Annotated in this window: 15 protein-coding genes; 5 read left to right on the forward strand and 10 right to left on the reverse strand. The window is 37.9% G+C overall.

Features of this window, described 5'->3' with window-relative positions; genetic code table 11:
- Positions 1-257: 257 nt before the first annotated feature.
- The 10 genes from acs to FB551_RS02685 form a co-directional block, all read right to left on the reverse strand.
- The gene (acs, locus tag FB551_RS02640; protein ID WP_047431901.1) at positions 258-2,165 is read right to left on the reverse strand and encodes an acetate--CoA ligase; all 1,908 of its coding nucleotides are present in this window, start codon (positions 2,163-2,165) and stop codon (positions 258-260) included.
- A gap of 60 nt (positions 2,166-2,225) precedes the next feature.
- Positions 2,226-4,112, reverse strand: a complete 1,887-nt coding sequence (locus FB551_RS02645; protein WP_142014699.1) for an AMP-binding protein — start codon at positions 4,110-4,112, stop codon at positions 2,226-2,228.
- A 145-nt stretch (positions 4,113-4,257) separates the two neighbouring features.
- On the reverse strand, positions 4,258-4,617 hold the full coding sequence (locus tag FB551_RS02650; RefSeq protein ID WP_142014702.1) for a response regulator transcription factor: 360 nt from the start codon (positions 4,615-4,617) through the stop codon (positions 4,258-4,260).
- Between the two features lie 9 nt (positions 4,618-4,626).
- Entirely contained in the window at positions 4,627-7,329 is a 2,703-nt protein-coding gene (locus FB551_RS02655; RefSeq protein WP_167497862.1) for an ATP-binding protein, read from the reverse strand.
- Positions 7,322-7,516 carry a hypothetical protein gene (locus FB551_RS02660; RefSeq protein ID WP_142014707.1) on the reverse strand — a complete coding sequence of 65 codons (195 nt, stop codon included), beginning with the start codon at positions 7,514-7,516 and terminating at the stop codon, positions 7,322-7,324. The genes FB551_RS02655 and FB551_RS02660 overlap by 8 nt, the downstream gene beginning before the upstream one ends.
- 2 nt (positions 7,517-7,518) lie before the next feature.
- Complete coding sequence (locus FB551_RS02665; protein ID WP_142018054.1) at positions 7,519-7,977, reverse strand: GNAT family N-acetyltransferase; 459 nt, start codon at positions 7,975-7,977, stop codon at positions 7,519-7,521.
- A gap of 69 nt (positions 7,978-8,046) precedes the next feature.
- Positions 8,047-8,274: a DUF6814 family protein gene (locus tag FB551_RS02670; RefSeq protein WP_047423321.1), complete on the reverse strand. Its 228-nt coding sequence runs from the start codon at positions 8,272-8,274 to the stop codon at positions 8,047-8,049.
- 43 nt (positions 8,275-8,317) lie between these two features.
- A complete protein-coding gene (locus tag FB551_RS02675) occupies positions 8,318-9,898 on the reverse strand; it encodes an MFS transporter (RefSeq protein ID WP_142014709.1) in 1,581 nt (526 codons plus the stop codon).
- A 189-nt stretch (positions 9,899-10,087) separates the two neighbouring features.
- A complete protein-coding gene (locus FB551_RS02680) occupies positions 10,088-11,467 on the reverse strand; it encodes a porin (protein ID WP_142014712.1) in 1,380 nt (459 codons plus the stop codon).
- 259 nt (positions 11,468-11,726) lie between these two features.
- Positions 11,727-12,143 (reverse strand): IS1/IS1595 family N-terminal zinc-binding domain-containing protein, encoded by a 417-nt coding sequence (locus tag FB551_RS02685; RefSeq protein WP_034696257.1) that lies wholly within the window; start codon positions 12,141-12,143, stop codon positions 11,727-11,729.
- Positions 12,144-12,303: 160 nt separating this feature from the next.
- On the opposite strand from FB551_RS02685, the gene FB551_RS02690 reads away from it, so the two are divergent.
- The 5 genes from FB551_RS02690 (at position 12,304) to FB551_RS02710 (ending at position 17,551) form a co-directional block, all read left to right on the forward strand.
- On the forward strand, positions 12,304-12,969 hold the full coding sequence (locus FB551_RS02690) for a GNAT family N-acetyltransferase (protein ID WP_142014715.1): 666 nt from the start codon (positions 12,304-12,306) through the stop codon (positions 12,967-12,969).
- On the forward strand, positions 12,941-14,137 hold the full coding sequence (locus tag FB551_RS02695) for an argininosuccinate synthase (protein ID WP_142014717.1): 1,197 nt from the start codon (positions 12,941-12,943) through the stop codon (positions 14,135-14,137). The genes FB551_RS02690 and FB551_RS02695 overlap by 29 nt, the downstream gene beginning before the upstream one ends.
- 52 nt (positions 14,138-14,189) lie before the next feature.
- A complete protein-coding gene (gene argC / locus FB551_RS02700; protein ID WP_142014720.1) occupies positions 14,190-15,155 on the forward strand; it encodes an N-acetyl-gamma-glutamyl-phosphate reductase in 966 nt (321 codons plus the stop codon).
- A 263-nt stretch (positions 15,156-15,418) separates the two neighbouring features.
- Positions 15,419-16,558: an aspartate aminotransferase family protein gene (locus FB551_RS02705; RefSeq protein WP_142014723.1), complete on the forward strand. Its 1,140-nt coding sequence runs from the start codon at positions 15,419-15,421 to the stop codon at positions 16,556-16,558.
- 36 nt (positions 16,559-16,594) lie between these two features.
- Positions 16,595-17,551: an N-acetylornithine carbamoyltransferase gene (locus FB551_RS02710; RefSeq protein WP_142014726.1), complete on the forward strand. Its 957-nt coding sequence runs from the start codon at positions 16,595-16,597 to the stop codon at positions 17,549-17,551.
- The last annotated feature ends 25 nt before the right edge of the window (positions 17,552-17,576 follow it).

Here is a 17,576-nt window from a genome sequence, read left to right on the forward strand (position 1 = left end):
TAAAGTTATGACTAAAGTTAGTAATAATTTTCCGATTATCATTGTGTTTAAGACAATATAATTTGTTAATTAACATTCAGTTTTCAATAGATAATGGTAATGTTTAAGAATAATTATTGAACAGGTGTTTAATTTTAACAATTGGATAATATCCGTAATTGTCTCATGGGAATTTCCTTGTTATTTTGTGGTTTTTTAATAAAAAAAGCCCTGAAAATAACTTCCGGGGCTTCTATTGGTTAAATAATTGATGAAATTTAAATTCTTTCGTTTTTGATCTCCTCTACAATTTCAGGATTTAAAAGTGTGCTGATATCTCCAAAATTACTGAAGTCGCCTTCTGCAATTTTTCTCAGGATTCTACGCATAATCTTTCCTGAACGTGTTTTGGGAAGTCCGGAAACGAACTGTATTTTATCCAGCTTGGCAATCGGCCCGATCTGATCTGAAATCAACTGATTAATCTCTTTTTTCAGATTTTCCTTATCACGTCCTTCTCCGGTTTCTTTAAGCATCACATAGCCATAGAGAGCATTTCCTTTGATATCATGAGGGTAGCCTACGATAGCAGATTCTGCAACAGCAGGGTGCTGGTTGATGCTGTCTTCAATAGGTGCTGTTCCCAGATTATGCCCTGAAACAATGATCACATCATCTACACGGCCTGTAATTCTGTAATAGCCAACTTCGTCTCTCAATGCGCCGTCACCGGTAAAATATTTCCCAGGGAAAGCCGTGAAGTAGGTTTCTTTATACCTTTGGTGGTCACCCCAGATGGTTCTCGCAATTCCAGGCCATGGAAAACGGATACAAAGATTTCCGGTGACCTGATTTCCTGTAATTTCATTTCGTTTATCGTCCATCAGAACAGGTTGTACACCTGGCAGTGGGAGAGTAGCATAAGTTGGTTTTGTAGGCGTTACAAAAGGAAGGGGCGAAATCATAATTCCTCCTGTTTCCGTTTGCCACCAGGTATCTACAATCGGACATTTTTTCTTTCCGACATGATCGTTGAACCAGTGCCATGCTTCATCATTGATAGGTTCTCCCACAGATCCGATAACTTTCAGAGAGCTCAGATCATGTTTATCCACCCATTCCGCACTTTCTTTCGCTAAAGAACGGATCGCTGTCGGAGCGGTGTAAAACTGAGTGATCTTATGTTTTTCAATCACTTCCCAGAAGCGGTCCGGTTCAGGATAAGTAGGAACTCCTTCAAAAATTACAGTGGTAGCTCCATTCAATAATGGTCCGTAAAGAATGTAGGAGTGTCCGGTAATCCATCCGATATCTGCCGTACACCAATAAATATCATTTTCCTTATAATTGAATACGTTTTTGAAGGTATAAGCGGTGTACACCATATATCCGGCACAGGTATGCAGCATTCCTTTAGGTTTTCCTGTAGATCCTGAAGTGTATAAAATGAAAAGCGGATCTTCAGAATCCATAATTACTGTAACGAAATCAGGAGAAGCTTTCTCATACAGATCGGCCATCCAGTGATCCCTTCCTTCTTTCATTGTAATTTCGTTGTGGGTTCTCTTGACTACAAGAACGTTTTCAACCGTTGGTGTTTTTTCCAACGCATCATCCACAATGCTTTTCAGATCCAGAACTTTATTTCCTCTGTAACTTCCGTCTGAGGTGATCACCATTTTTGCTTCACAGTCATTGACTCTTGAAGCGACTGCTGAAGCTGAGAATCCTGCAAAAATAACGGAATGAACGGCCCCCAGTTTTGCACAGGCAAGCATCGTTATAGCCAGTTCAGGAATCATGGGAAGATAAATGCAGACTCTGTCTCCTTTTTCAATACCCATATCGCGTAAAACATTGGCTGTTTTATTTACCCGGGTGTATAATTCGTTGTAAGAAATATGCTGTGCTTCTTCCTTAGGGTCGTTAGGTTCCCAGATAATAGCCGTTTTTTCTCCTCTTATGGTAAGATGCCTGTCGATACAGTTTTTGGTAATGTTGAGTTTTGCATTTTTAAACCAGGTGATTTTAGCTTCATTCATATCGTACTTAACAACCTTGCTCCATCTTTGATACCACACGAAGTTTTGATCCGCTACCTTATCCCAGAATTTTTTAGGATTTTTGATAGACTTTTTATAGTCTTCGAAATATTGTGGTAAATCTTCTATTAAGTAATTTCTCATATCCCTTTCGTTTTTTGAAATTTGAATTTATTTTATTTAAATTTATGTTTAATTTCTGGCTTAAGCCTTGTATTCCTTGATTTTTTCCTGAATTTCATCGATGATTTTTTCATCATCAATGGTGGATGGAATCTGGAAATCTTTCCCATCAAGCAGCGTTCGGATCAGCTTTCTTAAAATTTTTCCTGATCTTGTTTTGGGTAAACGTTTGACAACCATTACGTTTTTTAAAAAAGCTACAGCCCCGATTTTGTTGCGGACCATTTGAACGATGTCTTTTTCAATATCTTCTTCAGAGATCACTGAGCCGTTTTTCAAAACAACGGTGGCAAAAGGAACCTGTCCTTTTAAATCATCATCAATACCTACCACTGCACATTCCGCGACATCGGGATGTGAGGAAACAATTTCTTCCATTTCGGAGGTAGAAAGTCTGTGTCCTGCTACATTAATCACGTCATCCACTCTTCCTGTGATGAAAATATAGCCGTCCTCATCCTGAATAGCACCGTCTCCGGAAAAATAATAGCCTTTATATTGAGATAGATAACTGCTTTCAAAGCGTGCATAATCTTTCCAAATTCCAAGCATGGCACCGGGTGGGAGAGGAAGTTTAATCACCAGATAGCCTTCATGGTGAGGATTAAGTTCAAATCCGGTTTCATCAAAAATTTTAATATCATATCCCGGAACAGGTTTTCCAGCTGAGGCTCTCTTGATCTGATAGTTGTCGTTATGAGTCAGTAATCCCAGCATTGGCCAGCCGGATTCTGTCTGCCACCAATGGTCTATTGCCGGAACACCGATATGCTCTGCAAACCAGTCCAGAGTGGCCACATCACATCTTTCTCCAGCCAGAAACTGTTTTTTGAAGTGCGATAAATCGTATTTTTTTACTAATTCTCCGTTTGGATCTTCTTTTTTAATCGCCCGGATCGCAGTAGGTGCAGTGAACATCACAGAAACTTTATATTCTGAAATGATTCTCCAAAATGTTCCTGCATCAGGAGTCATAATGGGTTTTCCTTCAAAAATAATAGTCGTATTTCTGTTGATGAGCGGTCCATACACTGAAAAACTATGGCCTACAGCCCATCCGAAATCTGAAGCGGCCCAATACGTTTCCCCCGGCTCAACACCATAAACGTAAGTCATTGAGAATTGTAATGCCGTAGCATACCCTCCGGTATCACGAACGATGCCTTTAGGTTTTCCTGTAGTTCCCGAAGTGTAAAGCAGATAAAGCGGATGGGTAGATTCCACAGAAACGCAGTCTGCCGGAACTGATTTTTCTACTAATTCTTCATAATCAATCAGTCCTTCAAACATCTCATCCTGATTATCGACCAGTTTTCTGTTGTATACAATGATATGATCTACTTTATCCTGGGCCAGTTCAATTGCTTTTTCTACCAGTGGCAGATAAGGAATTCTCCTGGTAATTTCCACACCTGCTGTGGCAGTGATTAAAACTTTCGGCTTACAGTCATCAATTCTTACGACAAGCTCATGAGGGGCAAAACCTCCGAAAACCACATTATGAATAACCCCTATTCTCGCACATGCCAGCATGGCAAAAAGCGTCTGCGGAACCATAGGCATATAAATAACGGCTGTATCTCCTTTTTTTAATCCCAGAGAAACCAATCCCCCAGCCAGTTTTGCAATTTCCTCTTTCGCCTGAGTGAAAGTGTAGGTTTTCTTCTGATGGGTTACAGGAGAATCGTAAATGATGGCAATCTGATCCCCAAATCCCTCTTCAATGTGTTTGTCGATGCATAAGTAACACATATTGAGCTTGCCGTCTGAAAACCACTGTGGATATTCGTTTTCATCATTGGAAAGAATTTGCTGTGGAAATTCAAACCATTTGATTTCTTCTGCCTGTTTTTTCCAGAAGTCTTCTTTATGTTCTATGCTTTGTTTAAATAATGTATCAGTATCCATATCATTAGTCTTGTGTTTGTTTTTGCTTATCCTTGTCAAGGTTTAAAACCTTGACAAGGATAACGAGAGTAATTGCGAGCCGACGGCGAAGCCATCTCTTAATACTCTTTATTCCTTTATGAATCTTAATGGTTTAATTTACACGTTAAAACATCTCCTCAATCTGCTGCATCAGTTTCTTAATTGAATAAGGTTTTGTGACGTAAGCATCAGCACCCATTTCCAGGCCTTTTTCGATATCTTTGGGATTATTTTTGGCACTCAGAAAGATGACTTTGGCGTCTTTTAGTTTTTCGTCCTGTTTGACGAGGTCCAAAGTGCTGTATCCGTCAAGATTCGGCATCATAATATCGAGAAGAATCACATCCGGGACCATTGTTTTTAAGAATTCAAGGACTTCTGTTCCGTCACGGGCAATATAGACATCATATCCGTTTTTCTTAAAGCTGTATTCTAACGACATTAATATTTTGTGTTCGTCATCCGCGATGATTATCTTTCTCATAAGAAGGTTTTAATGGTGTTCAACTTCATTTGTAATCTCTTTTTTAGTTTTTTCGGGAATGCTGATGGTGAAAGTTACACCCAGTCCGCTGTTTTCGGCTTTTATACTTCCTCCGTGTGCCTGTACAATTTTTTTGGAAATGGCCAATCCCAGTCCGCTTCCTGTAGGCTTTAATATGTTTTGATTTTTCGACTGATAAAATTTATCAAAAATCATTTCCAGATCCTCTTCCGGAATATGTTTTCCGGTATTGAAAATAGTGATGGTCAACTGCTCATCTTTTTCAAATAATTTGGTCTGAATGGTGCCCTGTTCTTCTGTGAATTTCAAGGCATTTCCCCAGATATTCTGAAACAGCTGAATCATTCTCGCTTCATCATATTCAAATATAAAATGATTCAGGAGATTAACTTCACTTAAATGAATATTTTTCTGCTGTATCAGGTGAAGAAGCGGATTTAAGGCTTTTTTATAAGTCTCAAGAATATTATTTTCCTGAATGTGTAAAGAGATTTCACCATGTTGTAATTTGTCCAGATACAAAATATCATTGATGATTTCACTTAATCTGTCGGATTCTGTGATGATGTTATTTAAAAACTCCTGTTTGATGTCAAAAGGAATATCGTCGTCATCAGCCAGTATTTCTCCGGCAGACCGGATGGCGGTGATAGGAGTTCTCAGTTCGTGGGCAACAGAATCCAGGAAATCGTCTTTTTGACGGTCTTTGATGATCAGGCTTTCATTGGCTGTTCTCAGGTCATCCGAGAGTTTTTGTAATTCTTCAGACTGTTCGGTAAGCTTTTTATTTAAGCTGATATTTTCCTGTGATTCTTCGAGAATATTTAAAACCTCTTTTAAAGATATTTTATCTTCTTTGGTCACGCCTTCAATCAATATTTTTGCGGAAGCAGTACCAATTCTTCCAGCCAAAAGGTTTTCTGAGAATTTGATAAATCTCGAGTCGGCGGTTTCCGTGTTGGAATCAATACTATATTTTAAATTAAAAATTCTTAAGGCCTGCTCTGTTTTATTTTTGCCTAAAAAACGTTCCAGAATATTCTGGATATCCGAGATATAGGCTGTTCCGCGCCAGATAAAAGCATTTTCGTGATTCTGAATATACTTATCGATGTCTACGTAAAGCTCAGCAAAGTTTCTTTCACGGTAATTTCCTTTAGAGCTTACGGAAACAATGGTAAATAAACTTGTATTTACAAGCATCGACCAGAAAAAGATCTGTGGAATCCTGCTCAAATAAGGAATGGTGAAAAAATCAAAAGCATTATACATTTCCCTGAGCACTCCTTTAAATTCCTGATTGTAAGAAAAATAATACTGAGGAATAATCAGTCCGAAATAACAAATGGCTAATCCGGCTAAAAGCCCTGTGACAGCACCTTTGTAGCTTCCTCTTCGCCAGAATAAAGCCCCAAAAAAAGCAGGTGCCAGTTGCGCAATCACAACAAAGGATATTAATCCTACAGAATCCAGTGAGGTTTTCAGAATAAAGTATTTGTAAAAGGCAAAAGCCATGATAATCAAAGCAAAAATGCTGAACTTCCTGATATTGGTAATGATTCTTGTATTTTGCTCTTCGTTTTCAGATTTTAATTTTCCCAGTAATCCGTACGGAATAATAAGGTTGTTGGAAAGCATGATGGATAAAGTAATGGCAGAAATAATAATCATGGAAATACATGAGCTCAATCCACCAAGAAAGACAAGTACTGTAATCAAAGTATTATCGAAATGCTGTGGAATCAGGATAGAGTAGAACTCTGGATTTACTTTCTGTCCGTCAAAAATCAATCTTCCTCCCCAGGCAATCGGGAAAATAAATACAGTGAAAATTAAAAGATAAAGCGGGAAAAACCAGATGGCTGTTCTGATGTGTTTTTCCTGTCTGTTCTCAACAATTGCGGTGTGAAATTGTCTGGGAAGAATGCAGATTGCTGTAGCAGAAATCATACAAAGGACCATCCAGTTCATAGCACCTTCAATACCATTAAATGTATTTTTTTCTTTAAAATCTTCAAACTTGCTGGCTTTCTCATAAATATCCGAAAATCCGTCAAAGGCAAAATAAATAACAAAAAGCCCGAGAATGATGATGAAAAATAGTTTTAAAAAACTTTCCAGCGCAATTGCTGAGATAATTCCCAGACGTTTTTCCGAAGCATCCACATATCGTGTTCCGTAATAAGAAGAAAATAAGGCGATTAAAACTACTACAAAGGTAGCATTATCAGTTAAAATGTCTTTCGACATTGGAGTTTCAGTGACTAGATGAAAAGTTTCAGAAATGGCTTTGATCTGCAGCCCGATATAAGGTACAATTGCCAGAAGACAGACTACTGTGATAATGGCACTAAGACTTCTGCTGTTACCGTATCTCAGTGAAATGAAATCGGCAAGACTGCTTATCTTATTGACTCTTGAAATTCTTACAATCCGGGTATTGATGTAGATCCATGCCGGAATAATCATAATAGGGCCAATGTAAATAGGAAGATAGTTTAATCCGCTTGTTGCCGCCACGCCAATACTTCCATAGTAAGTCCAGGCAGTACAATATACGGCTAGAGACAAGGCGTACATGTATGGGTTGTTGATCCAGAGTTTGCTCCTTTTCTTCTCTGCCAGATGAGCAACTAAGAAAAGAAGGGCAAGATAAAACAGAACTACAAAAAATAATGCAAAACTACTCATCATACCTTTTTACAATTATAAAAGAAATAATAATGGAGATCATCCAGACCACGAACAGGTATATCAGGATCATGGGATAGCCCAAAACCTCCCTGTCACTGTTGAAAAGCAGTGAAATAGGAATGCTGAAAGCAACCATAAGCCCTACGCTCAGTATGATAAGTTTTTGTTCGTGTCTCTTTTTCATAACTATTTTATTTCCTTACTGAAGCATATCGCTTCTTCACGTCCGATGTAAATTCCGTAATTTTCAATGACCTTATAGTCGTTTTTCAGATAAAACTTCACGGCACTGTCATTTTTTTTACGGGTTTCCAGATAGATGTATTTATAATCAAATTGTTTTGCAGCGATTTCTAATGCTGAGAGAATTTTTCCACCCAGCCCCCTATTTTTTTCCAGGGAAAACATGCGTTTAATTTCACATATTTCTGATGAAAGCGGGCGGAAACCTCCACAGGCTATAGCTTTTTCATCACTTACAGCAATGAGAAACAAAGCTTTCTCCTGGGTAAAGTCGTCAAGGTTGGCGCTTTTGCTTCCACTCTCACCGGAGATTGTAATAAGAGAAGTATTTAATCTGTGGATCAGATCAACAACTCTTTTATCTTCAGAGGGACGGGGAATTGCTTTAATTGTGATATCCATTTTTTTATCATTGATAAAAGATAATTGATGAACGATTACATTCATCAATTATCTATTTTTTTATTGCTTTTAAATTTTGTCGTCAGAATATTCTCCTTTTAAGGCATAATATCCGAAAATGGCCATTCCGCCTGAGATAATCGGCATCAGTACAAAAAGGATGATAATACCAAAAACCAGATCTTCCTGTTTTCCTGAAGTAATTTTTGGGATCCCCAATACTGTAATTCCGAAATAGCCTACAATTACTGCTATTGCGATCCAGAGAATACCTAATATTTTTTTTAGTCCGTTCATTTTAGTAGTTTTAAAATTAATAAAAATTTAAGTGATTCAGTGCTTAATCGTGAAGATTGTTGTTCTTATTTTTAAGATAAAATAATCCGATGATTAAACATACGGCAGCAACTCCAATCGGGTACCAGAGTCCTTCCAGATACCATGTGGCGTGCCCTGCTTCTTTTCCTGTCGTTACCAGATAGGTTGCCACTGCCGGAAGAAGTCCGCCGAATACCCCGTTTCCGATATGATAAGGCAATGACATTGAGGTATAACGGATTCTCACCGGGAACATCTCAACAAGGAAAGCCGCGATAGGTCCGTAAACCATGGTTACAAAGATCACCTGGATGAAAACAAGGAAGACCAGATACCATTTGGTGTCGTCGCTCAGTTTTAAGCTTTGAGAAACTTTGGGTTCTTCTGCTTTTCCGTCCTTCATGACAACTCCTGAGGGTGACCAGTGAACTACACTGTCTTTTTTAATTAAAGTTCCGTCCGTATAAAGCGTTTCCTTGTGGAAAGTAACTAAACTGTCTGTTGCGATATCATTGTGGATTTTCGCAGTTCTTTTTTCTGTAATTCCATTGGCGGCAACCGTTTTACTATCAAGATTTACACTCTTGAACATACTGTCATAAATGGGTCTGTAAGCTAAAATAGCAACCAGCATTCCGGTCATCATCACTGCTTTTCTCCCGATTTTGTCAGAGAGCCATCCAAAGAATACAAAGAAAGGGGTTCCTAAAAACAAAGCTGTAGCCATGAGTGAATCCACCTGTGCTGATTCTACATTCATTACCTTTTGAAGGAAACTCATGGCGTAAAATTGTCCTGTATACCAGATAACGCCTTGCCCCATTGCTGCTCCGAATAAAGCCAATAGTACAAACTTGAAGTTGTATCTGTTCCCGAAACTCTCTTTCAAAGGGTTTTTAGAAGTTTTTCCTTCACTTTTAGCCTTCGCAAAAAGAGGAGATTCTTTCATATTCTTTCTGATAATGTAAGATACGGCCACCATCAGAATAGAGATCCAGAAAGGAACTCTCCATCCCCAGGTGTCAAACTCTTCTGCAGAAAGGGTTGATTTTGTGATCAAAATAACGATCAGAGAAATGAAAAGTCCGGCTGTTGCAGTGGTCTGGATCCATGAAGTCCAGTAACCTCTTCGGTGAGGCTGGGCATATTCTGCAACATAAGTGGCGGCACCTCCGTATTCACCTCCCAGAGCGAGTCCCTGAAGTAATCTTAAAATTAAAACTAAAACGGGTGCCATAAATCCTATAGTTTCATAACTTGGGATACATCCGATCAGGAAAGTAGAAAACCCCATTATCAGTAACGTAACAAGGAAAGTATATTTTCTTCCGATAATATCTCCCAGTCTTCCAAAAAATAACGCTCCGAATGGCCTTACCACAAATCCGGCAGCAAAAGTAGCCAGCGTAGATAAAAATGCTGCGGTAGGATTATCCGCAGGGAAAAATTTGGTCGCTAAAACAACGGCCAGACTTCCAAAGATGTAAAAGTCGTACCATTCTATCAATGTTCCGAGAGATGAAGCAGTGATCACACTCCAGATGGTGCGGTTTTTCTGCCTGTCGGTCATATTTTCGTAGCTTTCGTGATGATTTTCGCTCATATTGATTAGTTTTTGATGTTAGTGGAATAGAATTTTACATTGAATTTTTTAAACCATTAAGGACTTTTAAGGGGGTAAGAATAACTAAGATTATATCTAAGGCTATTTTATTCAGCAGTATTCTTTTTATCCATCTTTGATGGAGCTTAACTTATCTTAGATTCTTTACTGTTCTTAATGGTTCAGATTTTAAAGGTAGATTTGAAATTGCACAATAAATTCTCCTTTAGAAGAAGGACTTTCCGTAGGACTCGTGTAAACCGGTCTTGTTGAATATTGTGTTGTTATTTTTGCATGATGTCCGTCTATGAACCAATTGGCTCCTACATCGAACTGCGAGGAAGATTTATCAAAAGCCTCAAAACTTTTGTGCGTATAAGCTGCAAAAGGCTGTATTCTGATTTTGGGTTTTTCTGCCTGGCTTGGTAATAGTAGACCTGCCTGTGCATAGATAATATTACCTGTTCCGATGGTCGGTTGCAGGTTTCCAGGCCCCGCGATCGCTTTATTTCCAATGAAATTAGGATCAGATGCTCCAATATTCATGGTTCCCAGATTTCTTACGTAATTAGGACCGAAATTGTAATTATAATATCCGGCATAGGCAGAAACAGCCATCTTATTTTTTGCTTCACCCAAAGGAATATCTGCAAATGCATCTACTGCAAAAAGGGTGATATCATGCTTTTCAATGTTGGAATTGACAGAAGTTCTTGTTCCGTCGGCCTGATGATAGAACCCAGCACCTACATTAAAGACTTTTTTTGTTCCAAGGTAAGATCCTACTTTGAAAGGAAGGGTGTTGGATTCCTCGTCAAGAAATTGATATTCAACATATCCTGCTTTTGAAAAACTAGGGTTTCCGTTGTTGTCAACAGCTGCTGCTTTTGAAGGATCTGTTACATTCACGGGAACGAGATCTGTAGCAAATGGTTTATTTAAACTGAATCGGTATTCCAGTTTTCCATACTTTCCTTTAGCAAACATTCCAAGCTGTCTTGCAAACTGGTCTGAGTTATCAATTAATGGCCACGAAAAAACAGGAGAATCTAATGTAAGGAAATTAAGCGTAGAAGCCATCGTCATACGCGAAAGCCCCATATAGTAATGAAGCCCGGCTCCTAAAGTTAAACTAAATTTTCCTGCTTCTCCAGGTAAAATAACTGCATATTCGTTCCATGCATCATGAAAAAACAACTGGGTTTTCTTTCCGTTTCCATAACCTCCTGTACCCGAGGTGCCTGAAGCGCCACCATTGATGAAGGTCTGGTTGTTAATTCCGAAATGGAGTAAGATCATATATCTTTTAGAGATCTGGGCGTACGTTAAAGCACGTAATCTTCTGTTTCCCAGACTCCAGGAATTGCCAGTAGGTTCACCTCCAACCATCGTTCCGGGGTTCATTGAAGTGTTTCTTACCCAAAACTGGTCCCATAAAATGAATCTGACGAATTTATCACCGTTTGGGTTGAGGTTAATTTTTAAGCCATTGCCATAATCAGGAGAACCTTGTGAATATAAGGAAGTGCTGATTAAAGCTAATCCAATGAATGTAAGTAATTTCTTCATAAATTATCAATTTTTGGCGTTGTTTTTTGTGAATGCCAAATTGGAATTAATAATTTATTTATGAAAATTTAATATATATTAGTGGTAATGGTATAGTTATGATTTGCTAGGTTATGGGTTTCGAGTTCCGGGATCCGGGTTTTGCGATATATGTTGCGAGGTGCAAGATTCAAGACTTGGGATTCATTTATCGCTGGTATTTAGTATGTTACTATGTGTTGTATCCCGTAGCTATCACCCCGCATTCCGAAACTCGTATCTATTTTTTAAACCTTTCCCATTTGATCAGCATATACTTATCAGCAAACTGAGTAATGATAATTCCTGAATTTTTAATGTTTTCTTCCTGTGCAATATATTCAATCAGTTCGCTTTGTTTCAGTATTTTATAAACAGGATGGAATTCAGAATGAGGAGGTCTTGTGATATTGTATTTTTTGATCCATGAACTTATCGTAACATGGGAAACCCCGATAATTCTTTCGATTTCACGGTAACTTAACCCTTCCAGATAAAGCTGAAGAGCTTTGGTTACATAGTAATCATCAATTTGTTTTCCGAGTTTTTTAACGGTAAAATAATAATTGCAGTCTTTGCAGTGAAAGCGTTGTTTTTCATTGATGATGCCGCTTTTTACTACTTTGATACTCTTGCATTTAGGACAGGTATTTTCCATAACTATATTATTTTAGCAAATATATAATAAATTAGCAAATGTATATTTTTTAGTAAAGATAATTTTACCTGTATAAAATTTTAAAACAAAAAAAATATCTTTTTTATTTGGATTTAAAAGAAAATATATTTTAAATTTGCCAAAAAAATTAGATAAATAAATGGAAATAGAAATTTCCTCATGCGAACATCTCATATATGTGAGTGAAATACAGCAGGAAATGTATGATTCTGCACAGCGCAGAGGAACGGGGATTGCAAAACGTTCCATAGAATATTTGAGTAAGAAGATTTCAGAGGGCAATGCTGTGGTAGCCACTGAAAACGGTGAGTGGGTAGGTTTCTGTTATATAGAGACCTGGTCGCATGGGAAGTTTGTAGCCAATTCGGGGCTGATTGTATCACCGAAATTCAGGAACGGGGGCGTAGCGACTCAGATTAAGCAGAAGGTTTTCCAGTTATCTAGAGATAAATATCCGGATGCGAAAGTATTTGGATTAACAACAGGTTTGGCAGTAATGAAAATCAACAGTGATCTGGGATATAAACCAGTGATCTATTCTGAACTTACCCAGGATGAGGAATTCTGGAACGGCTGCAAGAACTGTGTGAACTATGAGATTTTAATGATGAAGGAACGCAAAAACTGTCTGTGTACAGCCATGTTGTTTGTTCCTGAAAACGATAAAAAAAAAGAGGAGGTAGTGAATAATCTGCCTGAAAATAAATATGATGGAATGATTCAGGAACATTTTGATGAATTCCATGTGACCATTAATAAAAATAAAAAAAGTCCAGATGAAAAAGAAAGTCATCTTAGCGTTTAGCGGAGGTTTAGATACTTCCTACTGTGCAAAATATCTTAGTGAAACACTAGGGTATGATGTATATGCAGTTACCGTAAATACCGGAGGTTTTTCAAAAGAAGAGGAAAAAGAACTGGAGAAAAAAGCCTTAAACCTTGGAGTAAAAGAATACAGGTGTGTAAACGCTCAGGAAGACTATTATAATTCATGTGTGAAGTATCTGATTTTCGGGAATGTGTTGAAAAACAATACTTATCCTTTATCTGTAAGTGCTGAGCGTACTATTCAGGCACAGGAAATTGCAAAATATGCTATTGAAGTAAATGCAGATGCCATTGCTCACGGAAGTACAGGAGCTGGAAATGATCAGGTTCGTTTTGATTTGATCTTCCAGGTGATGTGTCCGAATATTGAAATCATTACGCCGATCCGTGATATGGCTTTATCCCGTGAAGAAGAGATTGAATTTTTGAAGGATCATGGTTACGAAATGGAATTTCAGAAAGCACAATATTCTGTGAATAAGGGACTTTGGGGAACTTCAGTAGGAGGAAAAGAAACGCTGACTTCAAGAAATTATCTTCCGGAAGAAGCTTTTCCGTCTCAGATTAAAGAAACGCAGCCTTCAGAACTGGAAATTGAGTTTAAAAACGGAGAGGTAATAGCTGTGAATGGTGAAAGCTTTGAACATTCTGTATATGCGATTCAAAAAATAGAAGAATTGGCTTCAGCGTATGGAATTGGCCGTGATATTCACGTAGGAGATACGATTGTAGGAATTAAAGGACGAGTGGGATTTGAAGCGGCAGCAGCATCAGTGATTATCAAAGCGCATCATTTATTAGAGAAACATACGCTTTCAAAATATCAGCAAATGATGAAGTCTCAGTTATCCGACTGGTATGGAAACTGGCTTCATGAAGCACTGTTCTTAGATCCTGTCATGAGAAATATTGAATCTTTCCTGACCGATTCTCAGAAAACTGTGACCGGGAAAGTGTTTGTAACCCTTCATCCATACAGATTTATTCTTAATGGAATTGAATCTGCTCATGACCTGATGTCCGATAAATTCGGAAGTTATGGAGAAGCAAACAGAGCATGGACGGGAGATGATGTGAAAGGCTATACTAAAATTGTAAGCAATTCCTTAAATATATACCACCAGATTAACCAGAATATCAATTAGTTCCGAAGGAACGGTTTAATGAAAGACAGAACAAAATGCTGTCAGAAGTAAAATGAAGAAAACAGTAGGAATCATTGGTGCCAACGGTTATACAGGAAGTGAGCTGATACGCTTACTGGCTTTTCATCCCCATGTGACATTGAGTTTTTTATATAGTCGTTCGAATTCGGGGACACGAATTTCGGATCTGTACCCGGATTTAACGACGGTTTGTGAAATGGTTTTGACGGACAAACCTGAAGATGTAGATATTCTTTTTCTGTGTCTTCCACATAAAGAAAGTCAAAACTGGTTAACTCAGAATCCTGTTAAAGATGAAACGCTGGTAATTGATCTTGGAAACGATTTCCGTTTAGAAAGAAACTTTGGAAACAGATATTTTATCTACGGATTACCTGAAATCAATAAAAAACAACTTGTGGGAGTAAAAAGCATCGCCAACCCGGGATGTTTTGCTACGGCTATTCAATTGGCTTTGCTGCCATTGGCGGAAAAAGGAGTGTTGAATGAGGTTTTTACTACAGGGATTACAGGTTCTACAGGAGCTGGACAATCTTTGCAGGCTACCACTCATTTTACCTGGAGAAATGATAATGTATCAGCCTATAAAACTCTAACGCATCAGCATGTGAATGAGATTTTACAACAGCTGATTGCATTCAATAATAAAGAAGTAACCCTGAATTTTGTTCCATGGAGAGGAGATTTTGCAAGAGGAATTTTTACAAGTTCCACGATGAAGACGGATTTGGAGCTGGAGGAGATAGAACAATTATATCAGGATTTTTATGCGGAGGAGCCTTTCGTTACGGTAAGTAGGAAGGCAGTGGATTTAAAGCAGGTTGTCAATACCAATCGCTGTGTGATTCAAATCGAAAAGAGTGGAAATGTTGTCGTTATTCACTCAGCGATTGACAATTTGTTAAAAGGTGCTTCGGGACAGGCCGTTCAAAATATGAATCTTGCCATGAACTGGGAAGAAAATACAGGATTAAACCTGAAACCGATAGCATTTTAAATCAACAATAATTAATTGAGAACTTTAAACAAAAAGTAAATCTGACTTAGGAAAATGGAGCGTTAAGAAAATTAATTCTATGAACGTTAAGAAAATTCTACTGTTTGAAGTGCGAGGGAAATACAGAACCGAAGAGCCAATTTGGTTTTCGCACAAGTTTTAGAATTTTTAGAGAATAGAACTAATTTTTAGCGGAAGTTTCCAGGTCTTGAACTTTTGTTTCTTTTGTTTCAAGACAAAAGAAAAATTTAAAAAAACAAAAAATGAATTTATTCAACGTATATCCATTATTCAACATAAATCCGGTTAAAGCTCAGGGATCTTTTCTTTGGGATGATAAAGGCGAAAAATATCTTGATTTCTACGGAGGTCATGCTGTAATTTCTATTGGCCATAATCATCCGCATTATCAGAACAAGCTGAAAGATCAACTGGAAAAAATATCTTTTTATTCCAATTCCGTTCAGAACGAATTGCAGACTGAATTAGCTGAGAAATTAGGAAAGCTTTCAGGATATGAAGATTATAACCTTTTCCTGTGTAATTCAGGAGCTGAAGCTAATGAAAATGCATTAAAGCTGGCTTCATTTCATAATGGAAAAAGCAAAGTACTTTATTTCTCTGGCTCATTCCACGGAAGAACTTCGGCGGCAGTTTCGGTAACCGATAATCCTAAAATTGTTGCTCCAGTTAACTTTTCAGAAAGATTTATCAAATCAGAATGGAACGATGTACAGCAGCTTGAAGAAACCTTTGAGAAGTTTGGAAATGAAATTTCTTCTGTCATCATCGAGGGAATTCAGGGAGTAGGCGGAATTATGATTCCTACACAGGAATTTTTATCTAAAATTAAAGAACTGTGTCAGAAATACAATGCTGTTCTTATTTTAGATGAAGTGCAGTCCGGATACGGAAGAAGTGGATATTTCTTTGCTCATCAGGAGTTTGGACTTGAAGCAGATATTATTACTACAGCAAAAGGAATGGGGAACGGGTTTCCTGTAGGCGGAGTTTTGATCCATCCTAAATTCGAGGCAAGCAACGGTTTGCTTGGAACTACATTCGGAGGAAATCATTTGGCTTGTGCAGCTTCTATTGCTGTGCTGGATGTTATGAAAGATGAAAACCTTATCGAAAACGCTCAAAAAATGGGCGAATATATTGAAAATGAAATTAAAGATTTACCACATATTAAATCCATCCGAAGGAAAGGATTGATGATTGGAATAGAACTCGATAGAGACTGTTCAGAAATAAGGAAAAGCTTATTGTTCGATCATCATATTTTCACAGGAAACTCTAATGATAAAAGTGTCTTAAGGATTCTTCCGGCACTGAATATCAAAAAAGAGGAAACAGATCTTTTCATCAATGCTTTGAAAACAGTATTGGGAAATATCTAAGCGATTTAAAAACAAAATCTTTAAAATTAATTCAAAATGAAAAAATTCACCTCTGTAAGTGATGTAGAAAACTTACAGGAAATCATAAAAAAGGCTTTAGAAATAAAAGCAAACCCCCTTACCGAAACAGAAAAAGGAAAAGGAAAAACAATAGGACTTGTATTTTTAAATTCAAGCCTGAGAACCCGTCTGAGCAGCCAGATTGCAGCACAAAATCTAGGATTGAATGTACTGACATTGAATGCCGCACAGGAAGCATGGAACCTTGAATTTGCAGATGGAGCAGTAATGAACGGAGATACCGTAGAACATATCAAAGATGCTATTGAAGTTTTAAACCAATATTGTGATATCATCGCAGTACGTTGTTTTGCAGGAATGAAAAGCAAGGAAGATGATGTGAATGAAAGCATCTTAAGCCAGTTTGAAAAGCATGCAAAAGTACCTGTGATCTCTCTGGAATCTGCTACCCGTCACCCGTTACAAAGTCTTGCAGACTGTATTACCATTACAGAAAACTGGAAAAAAGACCACAAACCAAAAGTAGTGTTGACATGGGCGCCACACATCAAGCCTATTGCGCATGCTGTTGGAAACTCTTTCGCAGAATGGATGCAGGAAATGGATGTAGAGTTGGTAATTGCCAATCCCGAAGGGTATGATTTAGATAAAAACTTCACAAAAGATGTGAAAGTAATCCATGATCAGGATGAAGCCTTGAAAGATGCAGATTTTATCTATGTGAAAAACTGGTCTTCTTTTGATGATTATGCCGCAATGCCTGAAGTGAAAGGAGATTGGATGCTGACGAATGAAAAATTAGCCCATACCAATGATGCAAAAGTAATGCACTGTCTTCCGGTTCGCCGTAATGTGGAGTTGAGTGATGAGGTAATGGATGGAGACCATTCTATCATTTATCAGCAGGCAAAAAACCGGATTTTCTCTGTGCAGGCAGTGTTCAGTGAAATTTTAGATGAATTAAAAGACTGAAATAATCCTTTTGTCAAGGCTTGAC

The organism is Chryseobacterium aquifrigidense (assembly GCF_006716485.1).
Lineage (GTDB): Bacteria > Bacteroidota > Bacteroidia > Flavobacteriales > Weeksellaceae > Chryseobacterium > Chryseobacterium vietnamense.